This is a genomic window from Stenotrophomonas sp. TWI1409, from assembly GCF_039673015.1.
GTDB lineage: Bacteria > Pseudomonadota > Gammaproteobacteria > Xanthomonadales > Xanthomonadaceae > Stenotrophomonas > Stenotrophomonas maltophilia_A.
Genome location: NZ_JBDJKU010000004.1, coordinates 41552 through 63585, shown reverse-complemented (window position 1 = coordinate 63585; position 22034 = coordinate 41552). Strand labels below are relative to the sequence as shown.

Genomic DNA, 22034 nt, shown 5'->3' with positions numbered 1-22034 from the left:
GCCGCATTTCAAAATACGGTGATCTAATCGGAATCAGTCGCAGTTGCGCCTGCGGCTACAATCGGCCCACGAGTTCGGAAAGGACGTGCGATGCGACGTACATGGCGTTGGGTGCTGGGTGTGTTGGTCGCCATCGTGCTGGTCACCGCACTGGCCCTGTGGCTGCTGCTGCGCGGCAGCCTGGCCGACCTGGACGGCGAGCATGCGCTGCCGGGCCTGGCCAAGCCGGTCACCATCGAGCGCGATGCGCTGGGGGTGGTCACCATCACTGCCGGCAGCCAGGCCGACGCGATGCGCGCACTCGGCCATGTGCATGCGCAGGAACGCTATTTCGAGATGGACCTGATGCGCCGCAGTGCCGCCGGCGAGCTGTCGGCGCTGTTCGGACCGAAGGCCATCGACGCCGACAAGCGCATGCGCGTGCACCGCCTGCGCGCCCGCACCGAGGCGCATCTGGATACCGCGCTGGGCGACAACGGCGCGGTCGTGCGCGCCTATGTAGATGGCGTCAACGAAGGCCTTACCGATCTCTCCGTGCGGCCATGGGCCTACCTGCTGCTGCGGCAGTCACCGCAACCGTGGCAGGCCAGCGACAGCGTGCTGGCCGGGCTGGCCATGTACGCCGACCTGCAGGACCCGAACAACCAGACCGAGCTTGCCCTCAGCCGCATCCGTGCGGTGGTGCCGCCGGCGCTGTACGCGCTGATTGCCCACGACGGCACCGAATGGGATGCACCGCTGTTTGGCGAAGCCACCGGCAATGCGATTCTGCCCGATGCCAGCCAGCTCGATCTGCGCACATTGAAGGGAAAGCCGGGCACCGAGCAGGAGGAGGCGGACGTCATCGGCAGCAACAACTTCGCGGTGGCCGGCGCACTCACCGCCGACGGCCGCGCGATCGTTGCCGACGACATGCACCTGGGCCTGCGTGCGCCGGGGCTGTGGTTCCGGGTGCGCCTGCGCTATCCGGACCCGCAGGCCGCCGGCGGCCAGGTCGACGTCACTGGCTTCTCGCTGCCTGGCCTGCCGGCGGTGATCGTCGGCAGCAACGGCCACGTCGCCTGGGGCTTCACCAACAGCTACATCGACACGGCGGACTACCGCACGGAACCGGCCAACGCCACGGTGACCGTGCACGAAGAACGCATCGCGGTGGCCGGCCAGGCCGACGTGCTGTTCCCGGTACGCGAAACCGCCTGGGGGCCGATCCTGCACACCCATGCCGATGGCAGTGGCGATGCCCTGCGCTGGGTCGCACACCTGCCCGGCGCCGTACGCCTGGATTTCGCTGATCTGGCCCGCGCCGGTGACCTTGACGGTGCACTGCACTTCGCCGACCGCGCCGGCATTCCCGCGCAGAACCTGGTGGTCGGCGACCGCAGCGGCCGCATTGCCTGGCGGCTGATCGGCGCCCGCCCTGACCGCGGCCCCGGCTGTGCGCCGGCCGGCTTCAATGCCGCCAGCAACCAGGACTGCGCGCCGTGGCCGATCCGCAGCGATGCCTCGCCTGCATTGATCGATCCCCCCAACCATCGCCTGTGGACCGCCAACGGACGCGTCCTCGACGGCGAGGCGCTGGCTACTGTTGGCAACGGTGGCTATGACCTCGGCGCGCGTGCGCAGCAGATCCGCGACCTGCTCGCCATCCAGGACCGCTTCGACGAACACGACCTGCTGGCGATCCAGCTCGATGATCGCGCCGTGTTTCTGCAGCGCTGGTGGGCGTTGCTGCATGACGTCATCGAACGCAGTGACGACCCTGCTCTGAAGCGCTTGAAGGCGGTCAGCCATCAATGGGGCGGCCGGGCCTCGGCCGGCTCGGTCAGCTACCGGGTGGTGCGCGCGTTCCGCACGCAGGTGATGGATACCCTGTCCGAAGCACTGCTGGCACCGGCCAACGCGCAGCTGGGCGATGACTATCTGGACCCGCGCCTGGCACAACTGGAAGGCGTGGCCTGGCCGATGCTGCAGCAACGCCCCGCCAACCTGCTGCCACCGGCCTACGACAGCTGGGACGCGCTGCTGCTTGATGCCGCACGCCGCACCGAGAGCGAGCTGGCCAAGCAGGGCCCGCTGGCCCAGCGCACCTGGGGAGAGCGCAACACCGCGGCGCTCTGCCATCCCATCGCGCGTGCATTGCCGGACATCGCCAAGCGCTGGCTGTGCATGCCCGCCGACCCGCTGCCCGGCGACCGTGACATGCCGCGCGTGCAGACGCCGAACTTCGGCGCCTCCGAACGCATGGTGGTTTCGCCCGGACATGAGGCCGACGGAATCGTGCACATGCCCGGCGGCCAGAGCGGGCACCCGCTGTCGCCGTACTGGGGCGCCGGCCACGAAGACTGGGTGCATGGGCGGCCGACACCGTTCCTGCCCGGCAAGGCGCAGCACACGATGACGCTGGTACCGGCACTACCGTCCAGCGCTCAGCCCCGGCGTCGCTCGATCAGGTTCAGCAGCGGCCCGGTCATCGCCGTGGTCACCAACGCCATGATCACCAGCACCGCGAACAGCCGATCGCCGAGCAGGCCCAGCTCGTAGCCCAGGTTGAGCACGATCAGCTCCATCAGACCACGGGTGTTCATCAGCGCCCCCAACCGCCACGCTTCGCGCGTGGGCATGCCCGCACTGCGCGCGGCACTGAAGGTGCCCAGCAGCTTGCCGGCCGTGGCCACCGCGATCACCACCACGCACAACACGATATCGCTGGCCTGCAGCGCATCGGCGCGCATGCGCAGGCCGGTCATGGCGAAGAACAGTGGCAGCAGCAGGGTCACCGCGAACGGTTCGACGCGGGCCATCAACAGGTCGCGCAGCTGCGCGTTGGACGATACCGCGACGCCCGCAGCGAATGCACCGAACAACGCGTGGATGCCCAGCATCTCGGTGACCAGCGCACTCGCCAGTGACAGCAGCAGGATACCCAGCAACCAACGTCCCTCACGGCCCGGCGCAATCTGCTGGCGGGCAAACCACGGCTTCACCAGCCCCAGCATCAGCGCCACGAACACGACCACGCACAGCAGGTTGAGGCTGGCCGGCAACCAGCCGCTGGCCTGGGCGGCGGCGACGATCAAGGCCAGCAGGCACCAGGCGGTGGCATCGCCCAATGCCGCGCAGGCGATCGCGGTCTGGCCCAATGGCGTCTGTGTGATCCCACGATCGGCAAGGATGCGCAGCAACACGGGGAACGCGGTGATGCTCATGGAGATGCCGACGAACAATGCGAAAGCAGTAAAGCCCACACCCTGCGGACCGTGCTGCGGATACAGCCAGATCGCCAGCGCCACGCCGAGCACGAACGGCACTGCAATACCGGCATGGCTGACCGTGAAGGCGAAGCGCCGGCGGCCACGCAGCGCCGCCAGGTCCAGCTCGGCACCGGCTACCAGCAGGAACATCAGCACGCCCAGCTGGCTGAGCATGCCCAGCGGACCCAGCGAGCTGGCCGGGAACAACGCACCATGCAGCTGCGGCAGCAGGCTGCCGAGCACCAGCGGCCCCATCATCAGGCCAGCGGCCATCTCGCCGATCACCGCCGGTTGTCCAAAGCGCTTGAGCAGCGCGCCCGCGCCCTTGGCCACCAGCAGCAGCACCAGCAGCTGCAGCAGGAACAGGCCCAGCGGTGAGGCAAGGTGCTGCGCCCAGCTGCCTTCGGCGGCTACCGAGGCACGGGCGACCGCCGCAGGCGCTGCCGGCCCGGCATACCGCGCCAGTAGCACCCCGGCCAGCAATGGCACGCCGGCCCAGGCCAGATAACGCCATCCCCATTTCATCGGCGGCGCCTGGCCCCCGGTCTGTACGCCCATGAACATTCCCCAATGTGCAGGGGGCGATGATACGAAAAAGGGGACGGAGGGGATTAAGTCGTTTGTGGCAAAAACGACTTAATCCCCTCCGTCCCCTTTTTGGGACTTAGGCCAGTGCCTGCTCGTGCACGCCGGCGATCGCGCGGCCCGAGGGGTCCGCCGCCGCGGCGAAGCTGGCGTCCCAGGCAATGGCGGCCGGCGACGAACAGGCGATCGACTTGCCGCCCGGCACGGTCTCGGCCGCCGCACGGCTGGGGAAGAACTGCTCGAACAGGTGGCGGTAGTAGTACGCCTCCTTGGTCTGTGGCGGGTTGTGCGGGAAGCGCTTGTCGGCCGCCGCCAGTACACGGTCGCTCACCTGTGCTTCGGCATGCGCCTTCAGCCCGTCGATCCAGCCGTAGCCGACGCCATCGCTGAACTGTTCCTTCTGCCGCCACAGGATGCTGTCCGGCAGGTAGCCGTCGAACGCCTCGCGCAGCACCGCTTTTTCGATGCGGCGCCCACCGAAGCCGGCACCGACCATCTTGTGCGCGGCATCGAAGCGCATCGCCACATCAAGGAACTCACGATCGAGGAACGGCACGCGCGGCTCCACGCCCCAGGCCATCATCGACTTGTTGGCGCGCAGGCAGTCGTAGTTGTGCAGCGCGTCCAGCTTGCGCACCAGCTCGTCGTGGAATTCACGTGCATCCGGCGCCTTGTGGAAGTACAGGTAGCCACCAAAGATCTCATCGCTGCCCTCGCCGGACAGCACCATTTTCACGCCCATCGCCTTGATCCGCCGTGCCAGCAGGAACATCGGCGTCGAGGCGCGGATGGTGGTGACGTCGTAGGTTTCGATGTGGCGGATCACTTCCGGCAGCGCGTCGAGGCCTTCCTCGAAGGTGTATTCGAAGCCGTGATGCACGGTGCCAAGAGCCTCGGCAGCGATCGCCGCAGCAGCAAGATCCGGCGAACCCTTCAAGCCGATCGCGAACGAATGCAGGCGCGGCCACCAGGCTTCGGTCTGCCCGCCATCCTCGATGCGGCGACGCGCATAGCGCGCGGCAACGGCCGCCACCAGCGACGAGTCCAGGCCACCGGACAGCAGCACCCCATACGGCACGTCGCTCATCAGCTGGCGCTCCACCGCATGCTCGAAGGCCTGGCGCAGTTCGGCCAGGTCGGCCTGGCGGCCCTGCACGTCGGCATAGTCGCGCCACGGTTGCTGGTAGTAGCGCACCAGCTCACCGCTGGCACTGTCGAAGTAGTGACCCGGCGGGAACTGTGCGACGTCGGCACAGGTATCGACCAGCGCCTTCATTTCCGAGGCCACGCGCAGGCGCCCCTGGGTATCGTGGCCCCAGTACAGCGGCACCACACCGACCGGGTCACGCGCCACCAGCACGCGCCCGCTGTCGCGGTCCCACAGCGCGAAGGCGAAGATGCCGTTGAGCTGTTCCAGCCACTGCGCCGGCGAACTGCCCTGGCGATACAGCGCATTGATCACCTCGCAGTCCGAGCCGGTCTGGAAGTCGTAGGCGGTGGTCAGCGCCGCCTTCAATGCCTGGTGGTTGTAGATCTCGCCGTTCACCGCCAGCGCCAGCTGGCCATCGGCCGACAGCAGCGGCTGCGAACCACCGGCCGGGTCGACGATGGCCAGCCGCTCATGGACCAGCAGCGCACCTTCGTCGAGGTACACGCCGCTCCAGTCCGGGCCACGGTGGCGCTGGCGCTGCGACAGTTCCAGCGCATGGCGGCGCAGGGCGGGAAGATCGTCACCGGCCTGCAGGCCGAAGATTCCGAAGATCGAACACATGGGAGAGCTCCTGTTGGGGGATTTCACGGGTGGGAGGGTGTTCGACCGGCCATCCAGGCCCGGGTGGGGCTGCGCCCGGGCACAAAAAAACCCGCATCGGCTGATGCGGGTTTTCTGGTGTCCGGGCGTGTGTTGCTGTCTATCTACCCAGGGCGCAGTCCCGCATCGGCCGCGCACGATTATTCGCGCGCAGATTATTGCGGTTGTTGTTATTGACGGCGGTGACCAGACGGATCGACATGGCATCGACCCTACCCCGGTTTCCGGCACGGCGCAACCGTTGCGTTGGCAACCACTCCCCGGCGCGCATAATGGCCCGCCGTGAAACGTGTAATGGAAATGCAACACCGCACTGGACGCAACGCGGCGCTGGCCGCCCTGCTCTGCCTGGGCCTGGCCGCCTGCCAGACCCTGCCTCCGCCCTCCACGCTGCCGCTGGCGCAGCAGCAGGCACTGGAGCAACGCGGCACCGACGGCAGCTTCGACGGAGCCTGGGACACTGCGCAGACCTTCGAACGTTTCAACGATCCGCGCGCCGTCGCCTACTACGAGCGTGCTGCCGCGATCACGCCCTGGACCTTCCACAACACCAAAGCGGAAGAAGCACTGGGCCGGATCTGGATCTCCGGTACGCTGCAGCATGCCGACAGCCCCCACATCAACCCGGCACCTGTCCTGCGCACGTCCTGGCGACGTGGCGAACGCGCCTATCTGGCGGCTGCCAACCACGGCAATCCCTATGCGTTCTACGGGCTCGCCAAGGCCTATCGCCAGCGAGGCGACGCGCAGCAGGCGCTGCGCTGGGACCTGCGCGGAATGATCTACGAGCGCTACCCGAGTTCGTCGTCGCGACTGTCGGATGCGGTGGCCGCACAGGGTGACACCGTGCATCCGCTGGTGGCGCAGATCCAGCGTCGTGCCGAGCACGGCGACGCCGAAGCGCAGGTCGACCTGGGCGCGCTGCTGGAGAAAGGCATGGGACTGCCGCGCGATCCGGCGCGTGCGCTGCAGCTGTACCAGCGCGCCGGTGAGAAGGGCAATGTGTTCGGCCAGTACTTCGCCGGGCTGCTGCTGGGCCGCAGTGCGCCGGGTGTGGAGAAAGACACCGACGCGGCGGCGCGCTGGTTCGCCAGAGCCGAGGCGCAACACTTCTACATGGCCGCGCCAAGTTACTGGAAGAAAGCGGTCGAGCCGCCGTTCTTCATTTTTTCAGAGTAGAGAAGCGGCCCCGGCGGGAGGCGTGCCGACCAACGGTCGGCACCCACCCTCGCGGGATTCATTCCGTCATGGGGTTCCCACCAGCAGCCGTTCCACCAGGCGCTGGTACAGCCCCGGCAACGCTTCCAGATCGTCCACGCGCACGTTCTCATCCACCTGGTGGATGCTGGCGTTGACCGGCCCCACTTCGATGCACTGCGCACCCAGTGGCGCGATGAAGCGTGCATCTGACGTGCCGCCGCCGGTGCTTTCTTCCGGCGCACGGCCGATGTGCTCGGCCAGCACCGCACGCGCGGTGGCGCGCAGCGTGCCTTCCGGGGTGTAGAACGGCTCGCCGCTGCGGTGCCACTTCAGCGTGTACTGCAGGCCATGGCGGCCCAGCAATGCGGTGATCTCCGCCTCCAGCTTCGGTGCATCCCAGTGCGGGTTGTAGCGGATGTTGAAATCCACCTCCAGCTCGCCGGGAATCACGTTGTTGGCACCGGTGCCGGCATGGATGTTGGAGATCTGCAGGCTGGTCGGCGGGAAGCTCTCATAACCTTCATCCCAGCGCCTTGCGCTCAGGTCGGACAGTGCCGGTGCCGCCTGATGGATCGGATTGCGCGCCTTTTCCGGGTACGCCACATGCCCCTGCACGCCCTGCACGCGCAGCTTGGCCGACAGGCTGCCACGACGGCCTACGCGCAGCAGGTCACCCAGCGTCGAGGTAGACGATGGCTCTCCGGTAATGCACCAGTCGATGCGTTGGCCGCGCTCGGCGAACAGCCGTGCAACGTGACGCACACCATCGATGGCATCGCCTTCCTCGTCGCTGGTCAGCAGTACCGCCAGCGTGCCAGGGTGATCGGGATGTGCGGCGACGAACTGCTCGGCGGCGACCACGAACGCCGCCACGCTGCCCTTCATGTCGGCGGCGCCACGGCCGTACAGCACGCCGTCACGGATCTGCGGCGTGAACGGGTCGCTGGCCCAGGCCTCGCGCGGGCCCGTCGGCACCACGTCGGTATGGCCCAGCAGCACCAGCACCGGCGCGCCCTGGCCATGGGTCGCCCACAGGTTGTCGACCTCGCCCAGGCGCAGGTGATCGCACTGGAACCCGGCCTGCTTCAGGCGTGCCGCCAGCAGTGTCTGGCAGCCAGCATCATCCGGCGTCACCGAGGGTCGTGCGATCAGTTCGCAGGTCAGGTCGAGGACCGCACTCATGCGTCACCCACGCCGAAGCGGGCCTTGAAACCGTTGTCGCTGAAGCCCTGGCTGACCGTGCCATCGGCCGTGACCACCAGCGGACGCTTGATCAGCTGCGGGTATTCACGCAGCAGCAGCTTCCATTCGGCCTCGGAGTCGGCGGCCTTGCGGTTGTCCGGCAACTGCCGCCAGGTGGTGGACGACTTGTTCACCATCGCGGCCAGGCCCCCCAGCTGCCCAGCCCACGCCAGCAGTGTTTCCGGGCTCGGCTTGTTCTCGCGGTAATCGACGAAGGTGTAAGGCACGCCGAAGCGGTCCAGCCATTTGGTCGCCTTCTTGCAGGTATCGCAGTTCTTCAAACCGTAGACAGTGGTGCTCATGGCCATCTGTGATGCTGGAAAACAGAGGGCCAGAATCTCACAACAGGCGCTCGGACACGACCCGGAACGGCACCCGTGGCAGCCGGAAGGCCAGCCCTTCCTGCAGCGCCAAGTCCATCGCCTGCAGCCGCGGACACTGCTGCTCACCGATCAGGCGCAGGGGCTGCAGGCTGTCGATCTCCACCGGCAGCGCGATGCGGGTGCTGGCCCAGCGGCCGTCGCAGGTACGGGCGATGGCCTCGTCCTGGCAGGTGAGGAAACGCAGCAGGGCCTGGTGGCCGTCCAAGGCCGCCGACCACACCGCCGCATCCTCCCAGCCTGCAGCGGCCTGCCACTGCAGGTGCAACCTCGGCGCACTGCCCTGCCCGCCTTCGATCAGGGTGTGCCCATCGCCATCGGTGCGCACCACATGCTCGAAGCGTGTGGACAGGTGCGGCTGCATGGCATCGCTGAAAGCGCGCGCGCCGGCGACGAAGGCCAGCTGGTCCATCACGTTGCGATCGAACAGCACCACCGGCGCCCCATCCGGAGCGTCGTCGCGACGCAGGTACCAGCGCCAGTTGCTCTGCCTGGGAGACGGCATCAGCAAACGCAGCGGCCCGGCCAGCGCGGGCCCGAAGTGCCCGTGCCGGTAGCTGAGGATGGTGTAGGGCGTGCGCCCGGCGTGGACCACGTAGTGATGGCCTGGTGGTGGCATCGGCGCGTGGCGTACGTCGATCCACCAGCTCACGTAGACCACATCGCGCACGTCACTGACCAGCGCCGGCATCGGCCAGCGCCGCGACAGTGCACGGCGCAGCCGGGTCCAGCGCGGGGCGTGCAGCAGGCGCGGCAGCATCCGCCCGACCAGGGTGTCGGACGGATGCTGGTAGATCGCGGACTGCGCCAGATCCTCCGGCGCCGTCATCCTCAGTCGGCCAGGCCGCGCAGCAGGTCGTTGACGCTGGTCTTGCTGCGGGTCTTGGCATCAACCTGCTTGACGATCACCGCGCAGTACAGCGAATGGGTACCGTCCTTGCTCGGCAGCGAGCCGGACACCACCACGCTGTACGGCGGGATGTAACCGTAGGTGATTTCGCCGGTGGCACGGTTGTAGATGCGGGTGCTCTGGCTGAGGAACACGCCCATGCCGATCACGCTGTGGTGGCCGACCACCACGCCTTCCACCACTTCCGAGCGCGCACCGATGAAGCAGTGGTCCTCGATGATGGTCGGGCTGGCCTGCAGCGGCTCCAGCACGCCGCCGATGCCGGCGCCGCCGGACAGGTGGCAGTGCTGGCCGATCTGCGCGCAGGAGCCGACGGTGGCCCAGGTGTCGACCATGGTGCCTTCGCCGACATAGGCGCCGATGTTGGTGAAGCTCGGCATCAGCACCACGTCCTTGCCGAAGTAGGTGCCGCGGCGGGCGATCGCGCCCGGCACCACGCGCACGCCGCCACGGCGGAACTTCGCCTCGTCATAGCCGGCGAAGCGCGATTCGACCTTGTCCCAGAACGGCGCCGGACGGGCGTCGACCACGGCCATGTCATTGACACGGAAGTACAACAGCACGGCCTTCTTCAGCCACTCGTTGACCTTCCAGCCACCCTGGCCGTCCGGCTCGGCAACACGGAACTCACCGCTCTCCAGGCCGTCAATCACGCGGTTGACCAGCGGCTTGGTCGAGCCTTCCAGCTCGTGCAGGGTCAAGGTAGCGCGGCGCTCGAAGGCACTCTCGATGCCGAACTTCAGCTCTTCCACGCCCGGGGCTGAAGGCTTGCGCAGCGACTTGCGGGCGATGGTTTCGGCGCGGACCGCTTCGGCACTCTTGGCCGGCGCCGGCTTCTTCACAGCACGCTTCACCGCAGCCGCTTTCTTCGCCGGGGCCGTCACCGCAGCCGCTTTCTTCGCCGGGGCCTTCACCGCAGCGGGCTTCTTCGGCGCTGGGGTCTTCTTCGCGGCCGGTGCGGCAGCAGCAGGTTTCCGGGCCGCTGCGCTCTTGGGGGTCGCGGCGGTCTTCTTGGCGGGCTTGGTGGCCATCAGGCGGGGTCTCCGGCGTTTCGATCAGGGTCCAGGCAGGCCAGCATCGCGTCATGCAGCTGCTGCCGGGCAGGTTCAGTCAGGGGGAGGTCGTGCTCGTCACTGATCACGAAGGTGTCTTCGGCGCGTTCGCCGAACGTGGCAATGCGCGCATCATGCACGCGCAGGCCCTGATTGCGCAGCACGAACGCCACATCGGCCAGCAGGCCGGGGCGGTCGGGGGCGACCAGGGCGAAACGGGTTGCGCCCGGCTCATCGCGGAATTCGATGCGCGGGGCGAAGCGGAAGTGCCGCAGCTGCCGTGGCACCACCCGGCGTGACGGCCGCAGGCGCGACAGGTCACCACTGAGTGCCTCGCGCAGCGCCGCTTCCAGGTTGGCACTGCTGCCATCGGCGAAGGTATCGGCCGGGTTCACTTCGAAGGTATCGAAGATGGTATCGGCCGGACCGTCCAGCACGCGTGCGCGGTGGATGCCGTAGCCCTTGCGGTCCAGCGTCATCACGATCGCGGCGAACAGGCCGTCGCGGTCCGGCGAATGCACGAAGACTTCCAGCGCAGGATCGTCGACACTGATCCGGCGTACCTTCACCAGCGCCTGGCCCTGCTTCACCGGCACCAGCGCGGCAGCCTGCCAGGCCAGCTGCTCCGGGCGCAGGCGGATGAAGCCTTCGTCGGGCATCACCGCGAACTGGCGATCGATGGTGGCATCGTCGTAACCCCGCTCGCGCACCAGCGCGCGCACGCTGTCACGCGCTTCGGCCACGCGCTCGGCCGCCGGCACCGGGTGTTCCAGCCCCTCGCGCAGCGCGCGCCGGGTGGCGAAGTACAGGTCGGCCAGCAGGCGGTCCTTCCATGCATTCCACAGCTTGGGGCTGGTGCCGGCGATGTCGGCGCAGGTCAGCAGGTACAGGTAGTCCAGGCGGTCGCGGCTGCCGACCAGGGTGGCGAAGCGATGGATCACCTCCGGATCGGCGATGTCCTGCTTCTGCGCGGTCACCGACATGCGCAGGTGCTGTTCGACCAACCACGCCACCAGTTCGGTGTCGGACGTGCTCAGCGCATGCGCCTGGCAGAACGCGCGCGCGTCCACCGCGCCCAGCTCCGAATGGTCGCCGCCACGGCCCTTGGCGATGTCATGGAACAGGCCGGCCAGCAGCAGCAGCTCGGGCTTGCGCAGGCGCGGCCACACTTCGTGCGCGATCGAGAAGCGCTCGTCGGCGCGACTGCTGGCGAACAGGCCGATGTTGCGCAGGACCATCAGCGTGTGCTGATCGACGGTGTAGACATGGAACAGGTCGAACTGCATGCGCCCGCTGACCTGGGCGAACGCGGGAATCCACTGGCCAAGCACGCCCAGCCGCGCCATGCGCGAGAGCGTATCGACCGGGCGCTGGCCGCGCAGCAGCGCCAGGAACTGCTCGCGTGCATCGGCATCAGCCTGGTCGTAAGCCGGCAGCAGTGGCAGCGCTTCGGCCAGCGCACGCGCGGTCAGCGAATGCAGGCCGCGCACCTGCGGATTGTTGGCCCAGCTGGCGAACAGCGCGAACACCTGGCCGATGTCGCCGCGCGGCCAGTCGGCTTCGTTGGCCGCCAGGTAACCACGGCGCAGGGAAAAGCCCACGGTCAGCGGCTCCGGCTGCGCCTCGCCATCGAACTGTTCCTCGAAGCGCTGCAGCAGGCGGTCGCTGATCCGGCGCACGACCAGCGCGGCGCGGTAGAAGCCCTGCATCATCTTCTCGACACCGAGGTTCTCGGCATCGTCTTCAAAGCCCAGGCGTGCCGCCAGGGTCTTCTGGTAATCAAAACGCAGGCGCTCTTCCGGGCGACGCGCGACCAGATGCAGGCCAAAGCGCAGCCGCGCCAGCACCGCACGTTCGCGCTTCAGTGCTGCCGCTTCGTCTGCGCCCAGATGGCCGAGCCCGACCAGCGCCTCCAGGTCACGCACGCCGAAGGCACGCAACGCCATCCAGCCAAGCGTATTGAGATCGCGCAGGCCGCCGGGGCCATCCTTCAGGTCCGGCTCCAGGTTGTCGGCGGTATCGCCGAAGCGCTGGTGTCGGTTGCGCAGCTCTTCCAGCTTGGCCAGGAAGAAGGTGCGCGCCGGCCACAGTTCACGATCGTCGACGGCCTCGCGCAGCGCGCGGCGCGCCACATCATCGGCCAGGATCGGGCGCGCCTCGATCAGCGCGGTCAGCACGGTCTGGTCCACTGCCGCCTCGCGGCACTGCGATGCAGAACGCACCGCATGGCTGACGGCCAGCCCGCAATCCCATAGCAGCGCGAACAGGCGCGCCAGCGCCGCCTCATGGGCCAGCTGTGCCGGCGGATCGCCGAACACCAGCAGGTCGATGTCCGAACGCGGAAACAGTTCACCGCGGCCATAGCCGCCGACCGCGAACAGCGACAGCCCGCTGTCGGCCGGCAGGCAGCGCTGCCAGGCCAGGCGGATCAGATGGTCGGCAGCGCGCGCGCGCAGCGCCAGCAGGCGCTCGATGTTGTCGCCCTGGTCGAAGCGGCGGTACAGGCGCGCGTCGGCCTGCTGCAGCGCCTGGCGCGCGGCAGCAGCCCAGTCCGGGTCGTTGAGCGACGCGGCCGGCGTGTCCAGCAGCGAACTCGCCGGCAGCATCCTCAGGAGACCTGCGACTCGCCCGGCGACAGGGTCAGCACGTCCACGCCGGTCTCGGTGACCGCGATCATGTGCTCCCACTGTGCCGACAGCTTGCGGTCCTTGGTCACCACGGTCCAGCCATCCGGCAGCACCTTGTTGTAGCGGGTGCCCTCGTTGATCATCGGCTCGATGGTGAAGGTCATGCCAGGCTGCAGCACCAGGCCCTGGCCCGGGCGGCCGTAATGCACCACCTGCGGTTCATCGTGGTAGACCTTGCCGATGCCGTGGCCGCAGTACTCGCGCACCACGCTGAAACGCTCGCCTTCGGCATAGCTCTGGATGGCATGGCCGATGTCGCCCAGGGTCGCGCCCGGACGCACCGCGCGGATGCCGCGCCACATGGCTTCGTAGGTGGTTTCCACCAGGCGGCGGGCCATCACCGACGGGGTGCCGACGAAGTACATGCGGCTGGTGTCGCCGTGCCAGCCATCCTTGATGACGGTGACGTCGATGTTGATGATGTCGCCATCCTTGAGCACCTTCCCTTCGCTGGGGATGCCATGGCAGATGACGTTGTTGACCGAGGTGCACACGGTCTTCGGGAAGCCGCGGTAGCCGACGTTGGCCGGAACGGCGCCCTGCACGTTCACGATGTGGTCGTGGCAGATGCGGTCCAGTTCCTCGGTGGTGACACCGGGCTTGACGTGGGGGGTGACGATGTCGAGCACTTCGCTGGCCATGCGGCCGGCGATTCGCATCATCTCGATTTCCTGCGGGGTTTTCAGATTCACGCTCATGGCCCCCATTATCGCCGATCCGGCCACAATCTGAACGAACGCCACCCAACTGGCGATCCGGGCCATGCACGGTTCCGGCAAGGAAAGTGAAAGCGTGATCGCCGCCCCCCTTTCGCCTCCCTGTTTATCACGGAATACAGACACTTACGCCTCCTAAGCTGGGGTCACCGTCGCCGAAGCGGTGCCGAACGTGCCGCCTTCGCCTTGTTCAACGGACCTTCGGGTCAGGGAGGTTGTCCATGCGATCCGCGCTTCGTTCCCCGCTTGCCTGGGCCCTGGCCGGGGTGCTGCTGTCCGGCCCGGCCCTGGCCGCAGACACCACCACCTTCAATGTCACCCTGGTGGTGACCAAGGCCTGCACGATCACGGCTGCTGCCGCCACCAACGTTGACTTCGGCACGGCGGCCTCGACCACCGCGACCCCCACCCTGGGCCAGGGCACGGTGACCGCCCAGTGCTCGGCACTGACCCCGTACACGATTTCACTGAATGCGGGTGCCAATGCCAGCACCGCCAATGACGTCACCACTCGCCGGATGAAGAACACCAACGCCGCGGTGACCGCCAACAACTACGTCGGCTACCAGCTCTACCAGGACGCCGCGCACACCCTGGTCTGGGGTGCCACCTCCGGCACCAACACCCAGGCTGGCATCGGCACCGGCCTGGCCGTGCCCTACATCGTCTACGGCCAGATCCTGAACCTGAGCACCAACAACCCGGCGACCGGCAACTACCTGGATACGGTTACCGCCACGATCACCTATTGATGGAGCACGCCCGCATGGCCGGACCCCGCCCGTGGCGCGCCACCGGCGTGGCGCTGCTCGTCCTGAGCCTGGTATTCGCCGCCCCGGTCGAAGCCACCAGCCTGCAGGTCGCCCCGACCAGCCTGCAGCTGGAAGCGCGCCAGCGTGCCGGCGAGCTTTGGCTGACCAACAGTGGCACCTCGCCGGTGAAGCTGCAGGTTCGGGTGTTCCGCTGGGTGCAGCAGGACGGCCAGGAGCAACTGTTGCCCACCGATGAACTGGTGGTCACCCCGCCGATGCAGGAACTGGCTGCCGGGCAGCAGCAGCTGGTCCGGGTGATGCGTCCGGACAGGACGCCACCGCCGGCACAGCAGTACTACAGGCTGATTGTCGACGAGGTGCCCGACCTGGCCACCCGCGCCGACGGCATGCAGTTCGTGCTGCGCTATTCGATACCGGTGTTCGTGCAGCCCGCCGCCGGCAAGCTTGCGCCGCAGCTGCAGGCCCGCCTGGTGCAGTTGCCCGATGGCCGCAACGGCGTCGAGGTGGCCAACGCAGGCAACAGCTATGCGCAGATCGCCGATCTTGCGCTGGGCAGCCCCACGCGCCCACGCATCGTGCATCCCGGACTGCTGGGTTACGTGCTGCCCGGGCAGGTGATGCGCTGGCCGATCGAGCGCACGGCGATCGACCGCGACAACGACCAGATCACGGCCAAGCTCAATGGCGAGTCGGAACAGACGCCGCTGTCGCCCCCATCGGCTCGCTGAGGCGTTGATGGGCGCGCTGCTTGCTGCCCTGGCTCCTGCGGCGACCCAAGCCGCCGATGTGTCCGGTGCAGCGGCTACCGCCACCGCCGATGTATCAGGCATCTCCGCCGATGCGATGCTGCCACCGCCCACACCGTTGACCGCCAACCAGACGCAGTACCTGGACGTTTCGCTCAACAGCACCCCACGCGGACTGCTGCCTTTCATCGAGAACCGTGGCCGCCTGCAGGCCAGCCCCGACGTACTGCGCCAGCTCGGCTTCAACGCCCACGGCGATGCACCGGTGTACCTGGACCAGATCAGCGGCGCGGTGGTGCGCTATGACGCACGCCTGCAGACCCTGGCGCTGGACGTGCCACTGGACCAGCTGACCCTGCCAACCACCGTGCTCAGCCGCCCGCAGACACGCGCGCCCGCAGGCAGTGCCTCACCCGGACTGCTGCTCAACTACGACGTGTATGGCAGCCGGGTGGATACGCTGGGCAACCTCAGCCTGAGCTCCGAACTGCGCCTGTTCGGCGTCGGCAACGGCACCTTCGAAAACACCGCGGTCAGCAGGCGCTACCAGCAGCCTGGCGACCGTCGCTGGCGAGGGGAGAGCGTGCGCCTGGATACGCGCTGGAGCCTGGATTTCCCCGACCAGGCGATGACGCTGGAGGTCGGCGATTTCTACAGCGGCTTCGTCGACTGGACCCGTCCGGTGCGCCTGGGTGGCCTGCAGATCGGTCGCAACTACGGCCTGCAGCCCTATCGCGTGCTGACCCCCACGCCCAGTTTCCTCGGCCAGGCGGTGGTGCCGTCCACGGTCGAGCTGTACGTCGATGGCCTGCGCCAGTACAGCGGCCAGGTCCCGGTCGGCCCGTTCCAGCTGGCCGCACAGCCGGGCATCAGCGGCACCGGCAGCGCACAGGTGGTGGTCACCGACGCATTCGGCCGCATGCAGACACTGGATTTCAGCTTCTATGGCACCCAGCAACTGCTGGCCAAGGGCCTGTCGGACTGGTCGGTCGGTGTTGGCCAACTGCGCGAGGACTTCGGCCAGCGCTCCTTCGCCTACGACGACCGCACCGTGGCCAGTGCCAGCTGGCGCGGCGGCATCAGCGATACCTTCACCGGTGAAGCGCATGCCGAAGGCGGCGGTGGCCTGGCCCAGGCCGGCATCGGCGGCGGGTGGCTGCTCGGCGGCGCGGGCGTGTTCAACGCCGCCTATGCGCACAGCAACTACCAGGGCCTGCAGGGTGGCCAGTGGGCGCTGGGTTACAGCTGGAACAACCGCCGACTCAACGTCAATCTGCGCACCGTGCGCAGCCATGGTGATTACCGCGACCTGGGCGCACTGCAGGGCAACCTGCCACCCAGCATCAGCGAACAGGCCACGGTCGGCGCCGACCTGCTGCGGCTGGGCACGCTCAGCGCCAGCTACCTGCGCCTGCGCTACCCCGATGGCGAAGACAACCGCTACGCCAGCCTGTTCTGGTCGCGGACCTGGAGCCAGCGCTGGTCAGCCTACCTCTCGGTGAACCAGAACCTGGACCAGAGTGATGACCGCAGCATCTATCTGTCGGTAACCGCCAGCCTGGGCAACAACCGCCAGGCCAGCCTGTCCAGCCAGCGCAATGGCGACAGCCAGACCTGGGTGGCCGACGTCACCCAGCCGGTGCCCGGCGATGGCAGTGCAGGCGGCATCGGTTGGCGCGCGCAGGTGCGCCACGGCGAGGACGGCAGTGGCGGCCTGGCCGAAGTCGGCATCCTCAATGACGTCGGCCGCTACTCCTTCGGGGCCTCGCGCCAGGGCGGGCTCAACTATGCCTACGGCAGCGCCAGTGGCAGCCTGGTCTGGATGGGCGGGCACGCGTTTGCCACCCGCGAGGTCTCCGATGCATTCGCGGTGATCAGCACCAATGGTGTTGGTGGCGTGCCGGTGCGGCTGGAGAACCGCCTGATCGGCGTCACCGATGATCGTGGCCTGTTGCTGGTCAGCCCGCTGCTGTCCTGGCAGCGCAACCGGGTCTCGATCGACACCCTGGACCTGCCCGAGGACATGCGTGCCGACCGCATCGAGGACTGGGTGACGCCGCGCCAGCGCGCTGGGACCCACGTGACATTCCAGTTGCGCTCGCGGCCCTCTCTGAGCCTGACGCTGCAGAGCATGGACGGGCAGCCGCTGGAAGTGGGCAGCGAAGTGCAGTTGCCCGGCGGACGCCAGGCCACGGTGGGCTATGACGGCCTGCTGTATCTGGAAGACGTCGCTGCCGGCAGCGTGCTGTACATCACCACCAGCCGCGGCCAGTGCCGGGTGAAGGTACCCGAGCAGCCCAAGGTAGTGGCGTCCGGCGCCCGGCCGAAGCCGGCACCGCTGCCGTGCATCCCGGAGGTGGCGCAATGAGAGTGCTGCTGCTCGGCATGCTGCTGTTCGCCGGCCTGCTCGTGGCACTACCGGCCCAGGCGACAGCGGTCTGCACGGCAACCGCGAACCCGACTCTGCCGTTCGGCAACATCAACAGCAACGCTCCCGGCCCTACGGCGGCGACGCTGAACATCACGGTGACCTGCACCACCGCCGCACTGAGCCTGCTGGCCACCACCGGCGTCCGCGTCTGCGTGGGTATCGGCGCAGGCAGTGGCGGCGGCAGCACCTCCACCTTCCGCACGATGTCCACTTCCAGCAGCGACACCATGAATTTCCAGCTCTACAACAACGCCAGCTACGGCCAGGTCACCGGCCTGGTGCCACGCGGCACGCCGCCGGCGCAGGAACTGACCATGAGCTACAACGTGCCGCTGCTGACCGGCGGCAGCGGTGCGCAGTCCGTGCAGCTGTTCGCGCAGATCCCCGCCAACCAGATCCTCGCTTCGGGTGCTTACAGCAGCACCTTCAGTGGCGCCAACGTGGTGCTCACCTGGGCCTGGAATGAAGTCCTGCTCGGCAACGCCACCGTGCCGGCCACCTGCAACGGCGGCGCAACCGGCACCAACAGCGCCAGTGCGGCCTTCAGCTTCACTGCCACTGCCAACGTGCTGCCGCAATGCGGCAGCTACGTCACCACCAACATGGACTTCGGCAACGTCACCGGCAGCATTTCCGCCAACATCGACCGGACCGCCACGCTCACGCTGACCTGCCTGAAGAACACCGCCTACCAGATCAGCCTCAACAACGGCCAGAACAACCCCGCCGCCTCCACCACCCGGCGCATGGCCACCACCATTGGCAGCGGCACCTACTACCTCCCCTATGAGCTGTACCGCGACGCCGCGCGCAGCCTGCGCTGGGGCAATACCCTCAATGTCGATACCGTTGGCGGCACCGGAAATGGCAGCGCGCAGCAGCTGACCATCCATGGCCGGGTGCCGCCGGTCACCGGCCAGCCCCCGGCCGGTACCTACAACGATCTGGTGCAGGTGACGATCACTTACTGACCTGTGTGCCGACCAACGGTCGGCATCCACCGGGATGGATTGGAATGGTCGGCACCCACCGGGGTGGGTTTGGAATCGTCGGCACCCACCGGGGTGGGTTCCGGTAGATCCACGCCGTGCGTGGATGTGCGCATCCCTCCTGCGCCAGGACCAGTCGACTGGCAGTCGAGCCTACAGATTCGGCCGATCCGGCCGATACCGCGCAACGGGTCCTACAGTACGGTGGATGGCAGGTGGTTCGCGCACTTCTGATCGGGGCGATGCTGGTCGCCAGTACGCCCGCGTGGGCCGATCCCGGCAGCACCTCCCTGCAGATCCGGCTGACTGTGGTCGAGGGCTGCAGCAGTGATGCCGGCAACACCCGATGCACGGCGCCGCACCGGCGCAGCGACGCGCCCGAGCTTCCGCAACAGATCCGCGACCTCGCGCCGCCGGCCGACAGCGACGACGCGGCGCCTGCCGTGACCCTCATCTACTGATGCGCATCCTGCTGAGCCTGCTGGCACTGCTGCTGGCACTGCCCGCTGCGGCGCTGGACCTGGTGCCCACCACCCTGCAGCTGCCCGCCGAAGGGGGGCACGGCGAGCTGTGGCTGTACAACCCCGGGCCCGGCCGCTGGCAGGGCGAGGTTCGGATCCTGGCCTGGGAACAGCAGGTCGATGCGGAAAAGCTGCGGCCCAGCGACCAGATCCTGGCCAGCCCCGCCCGGCTCGACCTCCCGCCCGGCACCCGTCAACGCATCTGGCTGCTGCCTCGGGAGACGTCGCCCGTTGCCGTCGAGCAGGCCTACCGGGTGATCCTGAGCCCCAGCGGACCGGGCCTGCCACGCTACTCGCTGCCCTTGTTCCGGGGGCATGCGGCGCCCCTGGCGCGGCCGGACCTGCATGCCGGAATCGAATCCGGCACGTCGCAGCCTCTTCTGCGACTGCGCAACGCAGGTTCCGTTCACGCCCGCCTGCACGATCTTGCGTTCGTCGCCGGCGATGGACGCCGCACCCTGCTGCTGCCGGGACTGGCCGGCTACCTGCTGGCGGGCCGGGAACGCCGCTGGGCCCTCCCCGTCCATGCCGACAGCTATGCCGGTGGCCATTTCCAGGCCCGGCTGCAGGACGGCCGCGTGGTCGATCTGACCGCGCCGGACCCGGCAATTGCAGCGAGCGCTCCCAGCGGGCTATAATCGACCGGATTCCTGCCGCCTGCGTGCGCGGGAGACCGTCCACACCGGACGTCACCGGTGAATCCACACCTGCTGCCCCCATCCGTGCCGGGGTGCTCCGCAAGGAGTTCGGCCACGGAGGCAACAGGGAAGCCCAACCCCGGAACCATCCGCGCTTCCACGCGTCCCGCATACCTATCCCCGCGGGCGGAATCGCCGGTTCCATATCAGGAGTATTGCAATGCCCCAGGTCACCATGCGTCAGATGCTGGAAGCCGGCGTCCACTTCGGCCACCAGACCCGCTACTGGAACCCGAAGATGGCTCCGTACATCTTCGGCGCCCGCGGCAAGATCCACATCATCAACCTGGAAAAGACCGTCCCGCTGTTCAACGATGCGATGAACTTCATCTCGTCGGTTGCCCAGAAGCGCGGCACCGTCCTGTTCCTGGGCACCAAGCGCAGCGCCCGCGAAACCATCAAGGAAGAAGCCGAGCGTTGCGGCATGCCGTTCATGAACCAGCGTTGGCTGGGCGGCACCCTGACCAACTTCCGTACCGTCAAGCAGTCTGTTGCCCGCCTGAAGGAACTGGAAGCCGGTGAAACCGACGGCACCTTCGAGAAGCTGGTCAAGCACGAAGTGCTGGGCCTGCGTCGCGAGCGCGACAAGCTGGAAGCCTCGCTGGGCGGCATCAAGGACATGAACCGTCTGCCGGACGCCATCTTCGTGATCGACATCGGCCACGAAGACATCGCGATCAAGGAAGCCAAGAAGCTGGGCATCCCGGTCATCGCCGTGGTCGACACCAACTACAACCCGGAACTGGTGGACTACGCCATCCCGGGCAACGACGACGCCATCCGCGCTGTGCAGCTGTACGCCCGCGCCGCTGCCGACGCCGTGCTGGAAGGCAAGGCTGCTGCGCCGCACGCTGCTTCGGTGCGTGAGGAAGAGTTCGCCGAAGCTGCTGCCGAAGGCGAAGAGAAGCCGGCCCGCCGCGCTCCGGCCAAGAAGGCTGCCAAGAAGGGCGACGACGCCCAGGCCTGATCCAGGCCCCGGGGTGGACGCCCGGCGTCCACCCTCCCTGCGCGCAGCCTTTGGCGCGTGACAGGACCGTGTCACACGGGCCGGCCACCATGCCGGCCCAACCCCTTTCTTTCGTGAGGTAATCCCGTGGAAATCACTGCTTCCCTGGTCAAGGAACTGCGCGAGCGCACCGGCGCCGGCATGATGGAATGCAAGAAGGCTCTCACCGAAGCCAACGGCGACATCAACGCTGCTGCTGAAGCCATGCGCAAGTCCGGCGCTGCCAAGGCCGACAAGAAGGCTGACCGCGTGGCCGCCGAAGGCCGTCTGGGCCTGGCCCAGGATGGCGGCAAGGCCGTGCTGGTCGAAGTCAACTCGGAAACCGACTTCGTCGCCAACGATGACAACTTCAAGTCCTTCGTCAATGCCGTCGCCGCTGCCGCCCTGGCATCGGGCGCCGACGACGTCGAAGCCGTGAAGGCTGCCAAGCTGGCCGATGGCCGCACCGTTGAAGAAGCCCGCGCCACCGCCGTGCAGACTCTGGGTGAAAACATCCAGATCCGTCGCATGGTGAAGGTTGATGGCAACAACACCATCGGCGCCTACGTCCACACCAACGGCAAGGTTGGCGTGCTGGTCGACCTGGTCGGCGGCGACGTCGAGCTGGCCCGTGGCCTGGCCATGCACGTGGCAGCCCTGAAGCCGCCGCACAACAAGGCTGCGGACGTCCCGGCCGAGTTCGTCGAGAAGGAAAAGGAAATCGAGCTGGCCAAGATGTCCGAAAAGGACAAGGCCAAGCCGGCCGAGATCCTGGAAAAGATCATCAGCGGCAAGATCAACAAGATCGTCAGCGACGTGACCCTGTACGGCCAGACCTACGTGCTGGGCGACACCACCGTCGAGCAGGTGGTCAAGGCCGCTGGCGCCGACGTGGCTGGCTTCAAGCTGCTGATCGTCGGCGAAGGCATCGAGAAGGTGGTGGAAGACTACGCCGCTGAAGTTGCCAAGGCGATGCAGGTCTGATTCCAGCCTTCCGGCTGTGAAGCGACCAGAAGGAGCCGCGGGAAACCGCGGCTCTTTTTTTATGTATGGGCCAA

General features: G+C 67.6%; 17 protein-coding genes and 1 pseudogene. 10 read left to right on the top strand and 8 right to left on the bottom strand.

The genetic code is table 11. The annotated features are described in order from the left end of the window. Positions 1-90: 90 nt before the first annotated feature. Positions 91-2412 (top strand): annotated as a pseudogene (locus ABE423_RS02645) (penicillin acylase family protein); the annotation flags it as partial. Between the two features lie 14 nt (positions 2413-2426). Here the strand turns inward: ABE423_RS02645 and ABE423_RS02640 are convergent. Continuing rightward, positions 2427-3815 carry a cation:proton antiporter gene (locus tag ABE423_RS02640; protein ID WP_041864491.1) on the bottom strand — a complete coding sequence of 463 codons (1389 nt, stop codon included), beginning with the start codon at positions 3813-3815 and terminating at the stop codon, positions 2427-2429. Between the two features lie 100 nt (positions 3816-3915). Then, a complete protein-coding gene (gene asnB / locus ABE423_RS02635) occupies positions 3916-5607 on the bottom strand; it encodes an asparagine synthase B (RefSeq protein ID WP_346484897.1) in 1692 nt (563 codons plus the stop codon). A 339-nt stretch (positions 5608-5946) separates the two neighbouring features. Here asnB and ABE423_RS02630 point away from each other — a divergent pair, with 339 nt between their 5' ends. Next, positions 5947-6825, top strand: a complete 879-nt coding sequence (locus tag ABE423_RS02630; protein ID WP_346484916.1) for a tetratricopeptide repeat protein — start codon at positions 5947-5949, stop codon at positions 6823-6825. A gap of 66 nt (positions 6826-6891) precedes the next feature. Here ABE423_RS02630 and dapE read toward each other — a convergent pair whose 3' ends face one another. The 6 genes from dapE to map are packed head-to-tail and all read right to left on the bottom strand — an operon-like array spanning position 6892 to position 13881. Further along, positions 6892-8028 carry a succinyl-diaminopimelate desuccinylase gene (gene dapE / locus ABE423_RS02625; protein ID WP_346484895.1) on the bottom strand — a complete coding sequence of 379 codons (1137 nt, stop codon included), beginning with the start codon at positions 8026-8028 and terminating at the stop codon, positions 6892-6894. Beyond that, the gene (locus ABE423_RS02620) at positions 8025-8396 is read right to left on the bottom strand and encodes an arsenate reductase (RefSeq protein WP_180838119.1); all 372 of its coding nucleotides are present in this window, start codon (positions 8394-8396) and stop codon (positions 8025-8027) included. Before ABE423_RS02620 ends, dapE begins: the two co-directional genes overlap by 4 nt. Before the next feature lie 31 nt (positions 8397-8427). Further along, on the bottom strand, positions 8428-9297 hold the full coding sequence (locus tag ABE423_RS02615; protein WP_346484893.1) for a hypothetical protein: 870 nt from the start codon (positions 9295-9297) through the stop codon (positions 8428-8430). 2 nt (positions 9298-9299) lie between these two features. Further along, entirely contained in the window at positions 9300-10409 is a 1110-nt protein-coding gene (gene dapD, locus ABE423_RS02610; RefSeq protein WP_346484891.1) for a 2,3,4,5-tetrahydropyridine-2,6-dicarboxylate N-succinyltransferase, read from the bottom strand. Continuing rightward, positions 10409-13036: a [protein-PII] uridylyltransferase gene (locus ABE423_RS02605; RefSeq protein WP_125893843.1), complete on the bottom strand. Its 2628-nt coding sequence runs from the start codon at positions 13034-13036 to the stop codon at positions 10409-10411. The genes dapD and ABE423_RS02605 overlap by 1 nt, the downstream gene beginning before the upstream one ends. Before the next feature lie 2 nt (positions 13037-13038). Then, positions 13039-13881, bottom strand: a complete 843-nt coding sequence (map, locus tag ABE423_RS02600) for a type I methionyl aminopeptidase (protein WP_080355365.1) — start codon at positions 13879-13881, stop codon at positions 13039-13041. Positions 13882-14054: 173 nt separating this feature from the next. Between map and ABE423_RS02595 the strand changes: the two genes are divergently transcribed. The 8 genes from ABE423_RS02595 (at position 14055) to tsf (ending at position 21960) form a co-directional block, all read left to right on the top strand. Further along, on the top strand, positions 14055-14585 hold the full coding sequence (locus tag ABE423_RS02595) for a spore coat U domain-containing protein (RefSeq protein WP_032127934.1): 531 nt from the start codon (positions 14055-14057) through the stop codon (positions 14583-14585). Continuing rightward, complete coding sequence (locus ABE423_RS02590; protein WP_049399527.1) at positions 14585-15334, top strand: molecular chaperone; 750 nt, start codon at positions 14585-14587, stop codon at positions 15332-15334. Before ABE423_RS02595 ends, ABE423_RS02590 begins: the two co-directional genes overlap by 1 nt. Positions 15335-15341: 7 nt before the next feature. Beyond that, complete coding sequence (locus ABE423_RS02585; RefSeq protein ID WP_346484888.1) at positions 15342-17720, top strand: fimbria/pilus outer membrane usher protein; 2379 nt, start codon at positions 15342-15344, stop codon at positions 17718-17720. Beyond that, positions 17717-18754, top strand: a complete 1038-nt coding sequence (locus ABE423_RS02580) for a spore coat U domain-containing protein (protein ID WP_346484886.1) — start codon at positions 17717-17719, stop codon at positions 18752-18754. Before ABE423_RS02585 ends, ABE423_RS02580 begins: the two co-directional genes overlap by 4 nt. Before the next feature lie 260 nt (positions 18755-19014). Further along, positions 19015-19233, top strand: a complete 219-nt coding sequence (locus ABE423_RS02575) for a hypothetical protein (RefSeq protein ID WP_049399532.1) — start codon at positions 19015-19017, stop codon at positions 19231-19233. Then, positions 19233-19931 (top strand): molecular chaperone, encoded by a 699-nt coding sequence (locus ABE423_RS02570; protein WP_125893837.1) that lies wholly within the window; start codon positions 19233-19235, stop codon positions 19929-19931. The genes ABE423_RS02575 and ABE423_RS02570 overlap by 1 nt, the downstream gene beginning before the upstream one ends. Before the next feature lie 220 nt (positions 19932-20151). Beyond that, positions 20152-20958, top strand: coding sequence for a 30S ribosomal protein S2 (gene rpsB, locus ABE423_RS02565; RefSeq protein WP_005408748.1), 807 nt, complete (start codon positions 20152-20154; stop codon positions 20956-20958). Positions 20959-21084: 126 nt separating this feature from the next. Continuing rightward, positions 21085-21960: a translation elongation factor Ts gene (gene tsf, locus ABE423_RS02560; RefSeq protein WP_253143333.1), complete on the top strand. Its 876-nt coding sequence runs from the start codon at positions 21085-21087 to the stop codon at positions 21958-21960. Positions 21961-22034: the final 74 nt, after the last annotated feature.

Bases quoted from the DNA above. Each gene is read 5' to 3' on its own strand.
- ABE423_RS02640 (WP_041864491.1), bottom strand. From the start codon at position 3,815: ATGTTCATGGGCGTACAGACCGGGGGCCAGGCGCCGCCGATGAAATGG.
- asnB (WP_346484897.1), bottom strand. From the start codon at position 5,607: ATGTGTTCGATCTTCGGAATCTTCGGCCTGCAGGCCGGTGACGATCTT.
- ABE423_RS02630 (WP_346484916.1), top strand. From the start codon at position 5,947: ATGCAACACCGCACTGGACGCAACGCGGCGCTGGCCGCCCTGCTCTGC.
- dapE (WP_346484895.1), bottom strand. From the start codon at position 8,028: ATGAGTGCGGTCCTCGACCTGACCTGCGAACTGATCGCACGACCCTCG.
- ABE423_RS02620 (WP_180838119.1), bottom strand. From the start codon at position 8,396: ATGGCCATGAGCACCACTGTCTACGGTTTGAAGAACTGCGATACCTGC.
- ABE423_RS02615 (WP_346484893.1), bottom strand. From the start codon at position 9,297: ATGACGGCGCCGGAGGATCTGGCGCAGTCCGCGATCTACCAGCATCCG.
- dapD (WP_346484891.1), bottom strand. From the start codon at position 10,409: ATGGCCACCAAGCCCGCCAAGAAGACCGCCGCGACCCCCAAGAGCGCA.
- ABE423_RS02605 (WP_125893843.1), bottom strand. From the start codon at position 13,036: ATGCTGCCGGCGAGTTCGCTGCTGGACACGCCGGCCGCGTCGCTCAAC.
- map (WP_080355365.1), bottom strand. From the start codon at position 13,881: ATGGCCCGGATCGCCAGTTGGGTGGCGTTCGTTCAGATTGTGGCCGGA.
- ABE423_RS02595 (WP_032127934.1), top strand. From the start codon at position 14,055: ATGCGATCCGCGCTTCGTTCCCCGCTTGCCTGGGCCCTGGCCGGGGTG.
- ABE423_RS02590 (WP_049399527.1), top strand. From the start codon at position 14,585: ATGGAGCACGCCCGCATGGCCGGACCCCGCCCGTGGCGCGCCACCGGC.
- ABE423_RS02585 (WP_346484888.1), top strand. From the start codon at position 15,342: ATGGGCGCGCTGCTTGCTGCCCTGGCTCCTGCGGCGACCCAAGCCGCC.
- ABE423_RS02580 (WP_346484886.1), top strand. From the start codon at position 17,717: ATGAGAGTGCTGCTGCTCGGCATGCTGCTGTTCGCCGGCCTGCTCGTG.
- ABE423_RS02575 (WP_049399532.1), top strand. From the start codon at position 19,015: ATGCTGGTCGCCAGTACGCCCGCGTGGGCCGATCCCGGCAGCACCTCC.
- ABE423_RS02570 (WP_125893837.1), top strand. From the start codon at position 19,233: ATGCGCATCCTGCTGAGCCTGCTGGCACTGCTGCTGGCACTGCCCGCT.
- rpsB (WP_005408748.1), top strand. From the start codon at position 20,152: ATGCCCCAGGTCACCATGCGTCAGATGCTGGAAGCCGGCGTCCACTTC.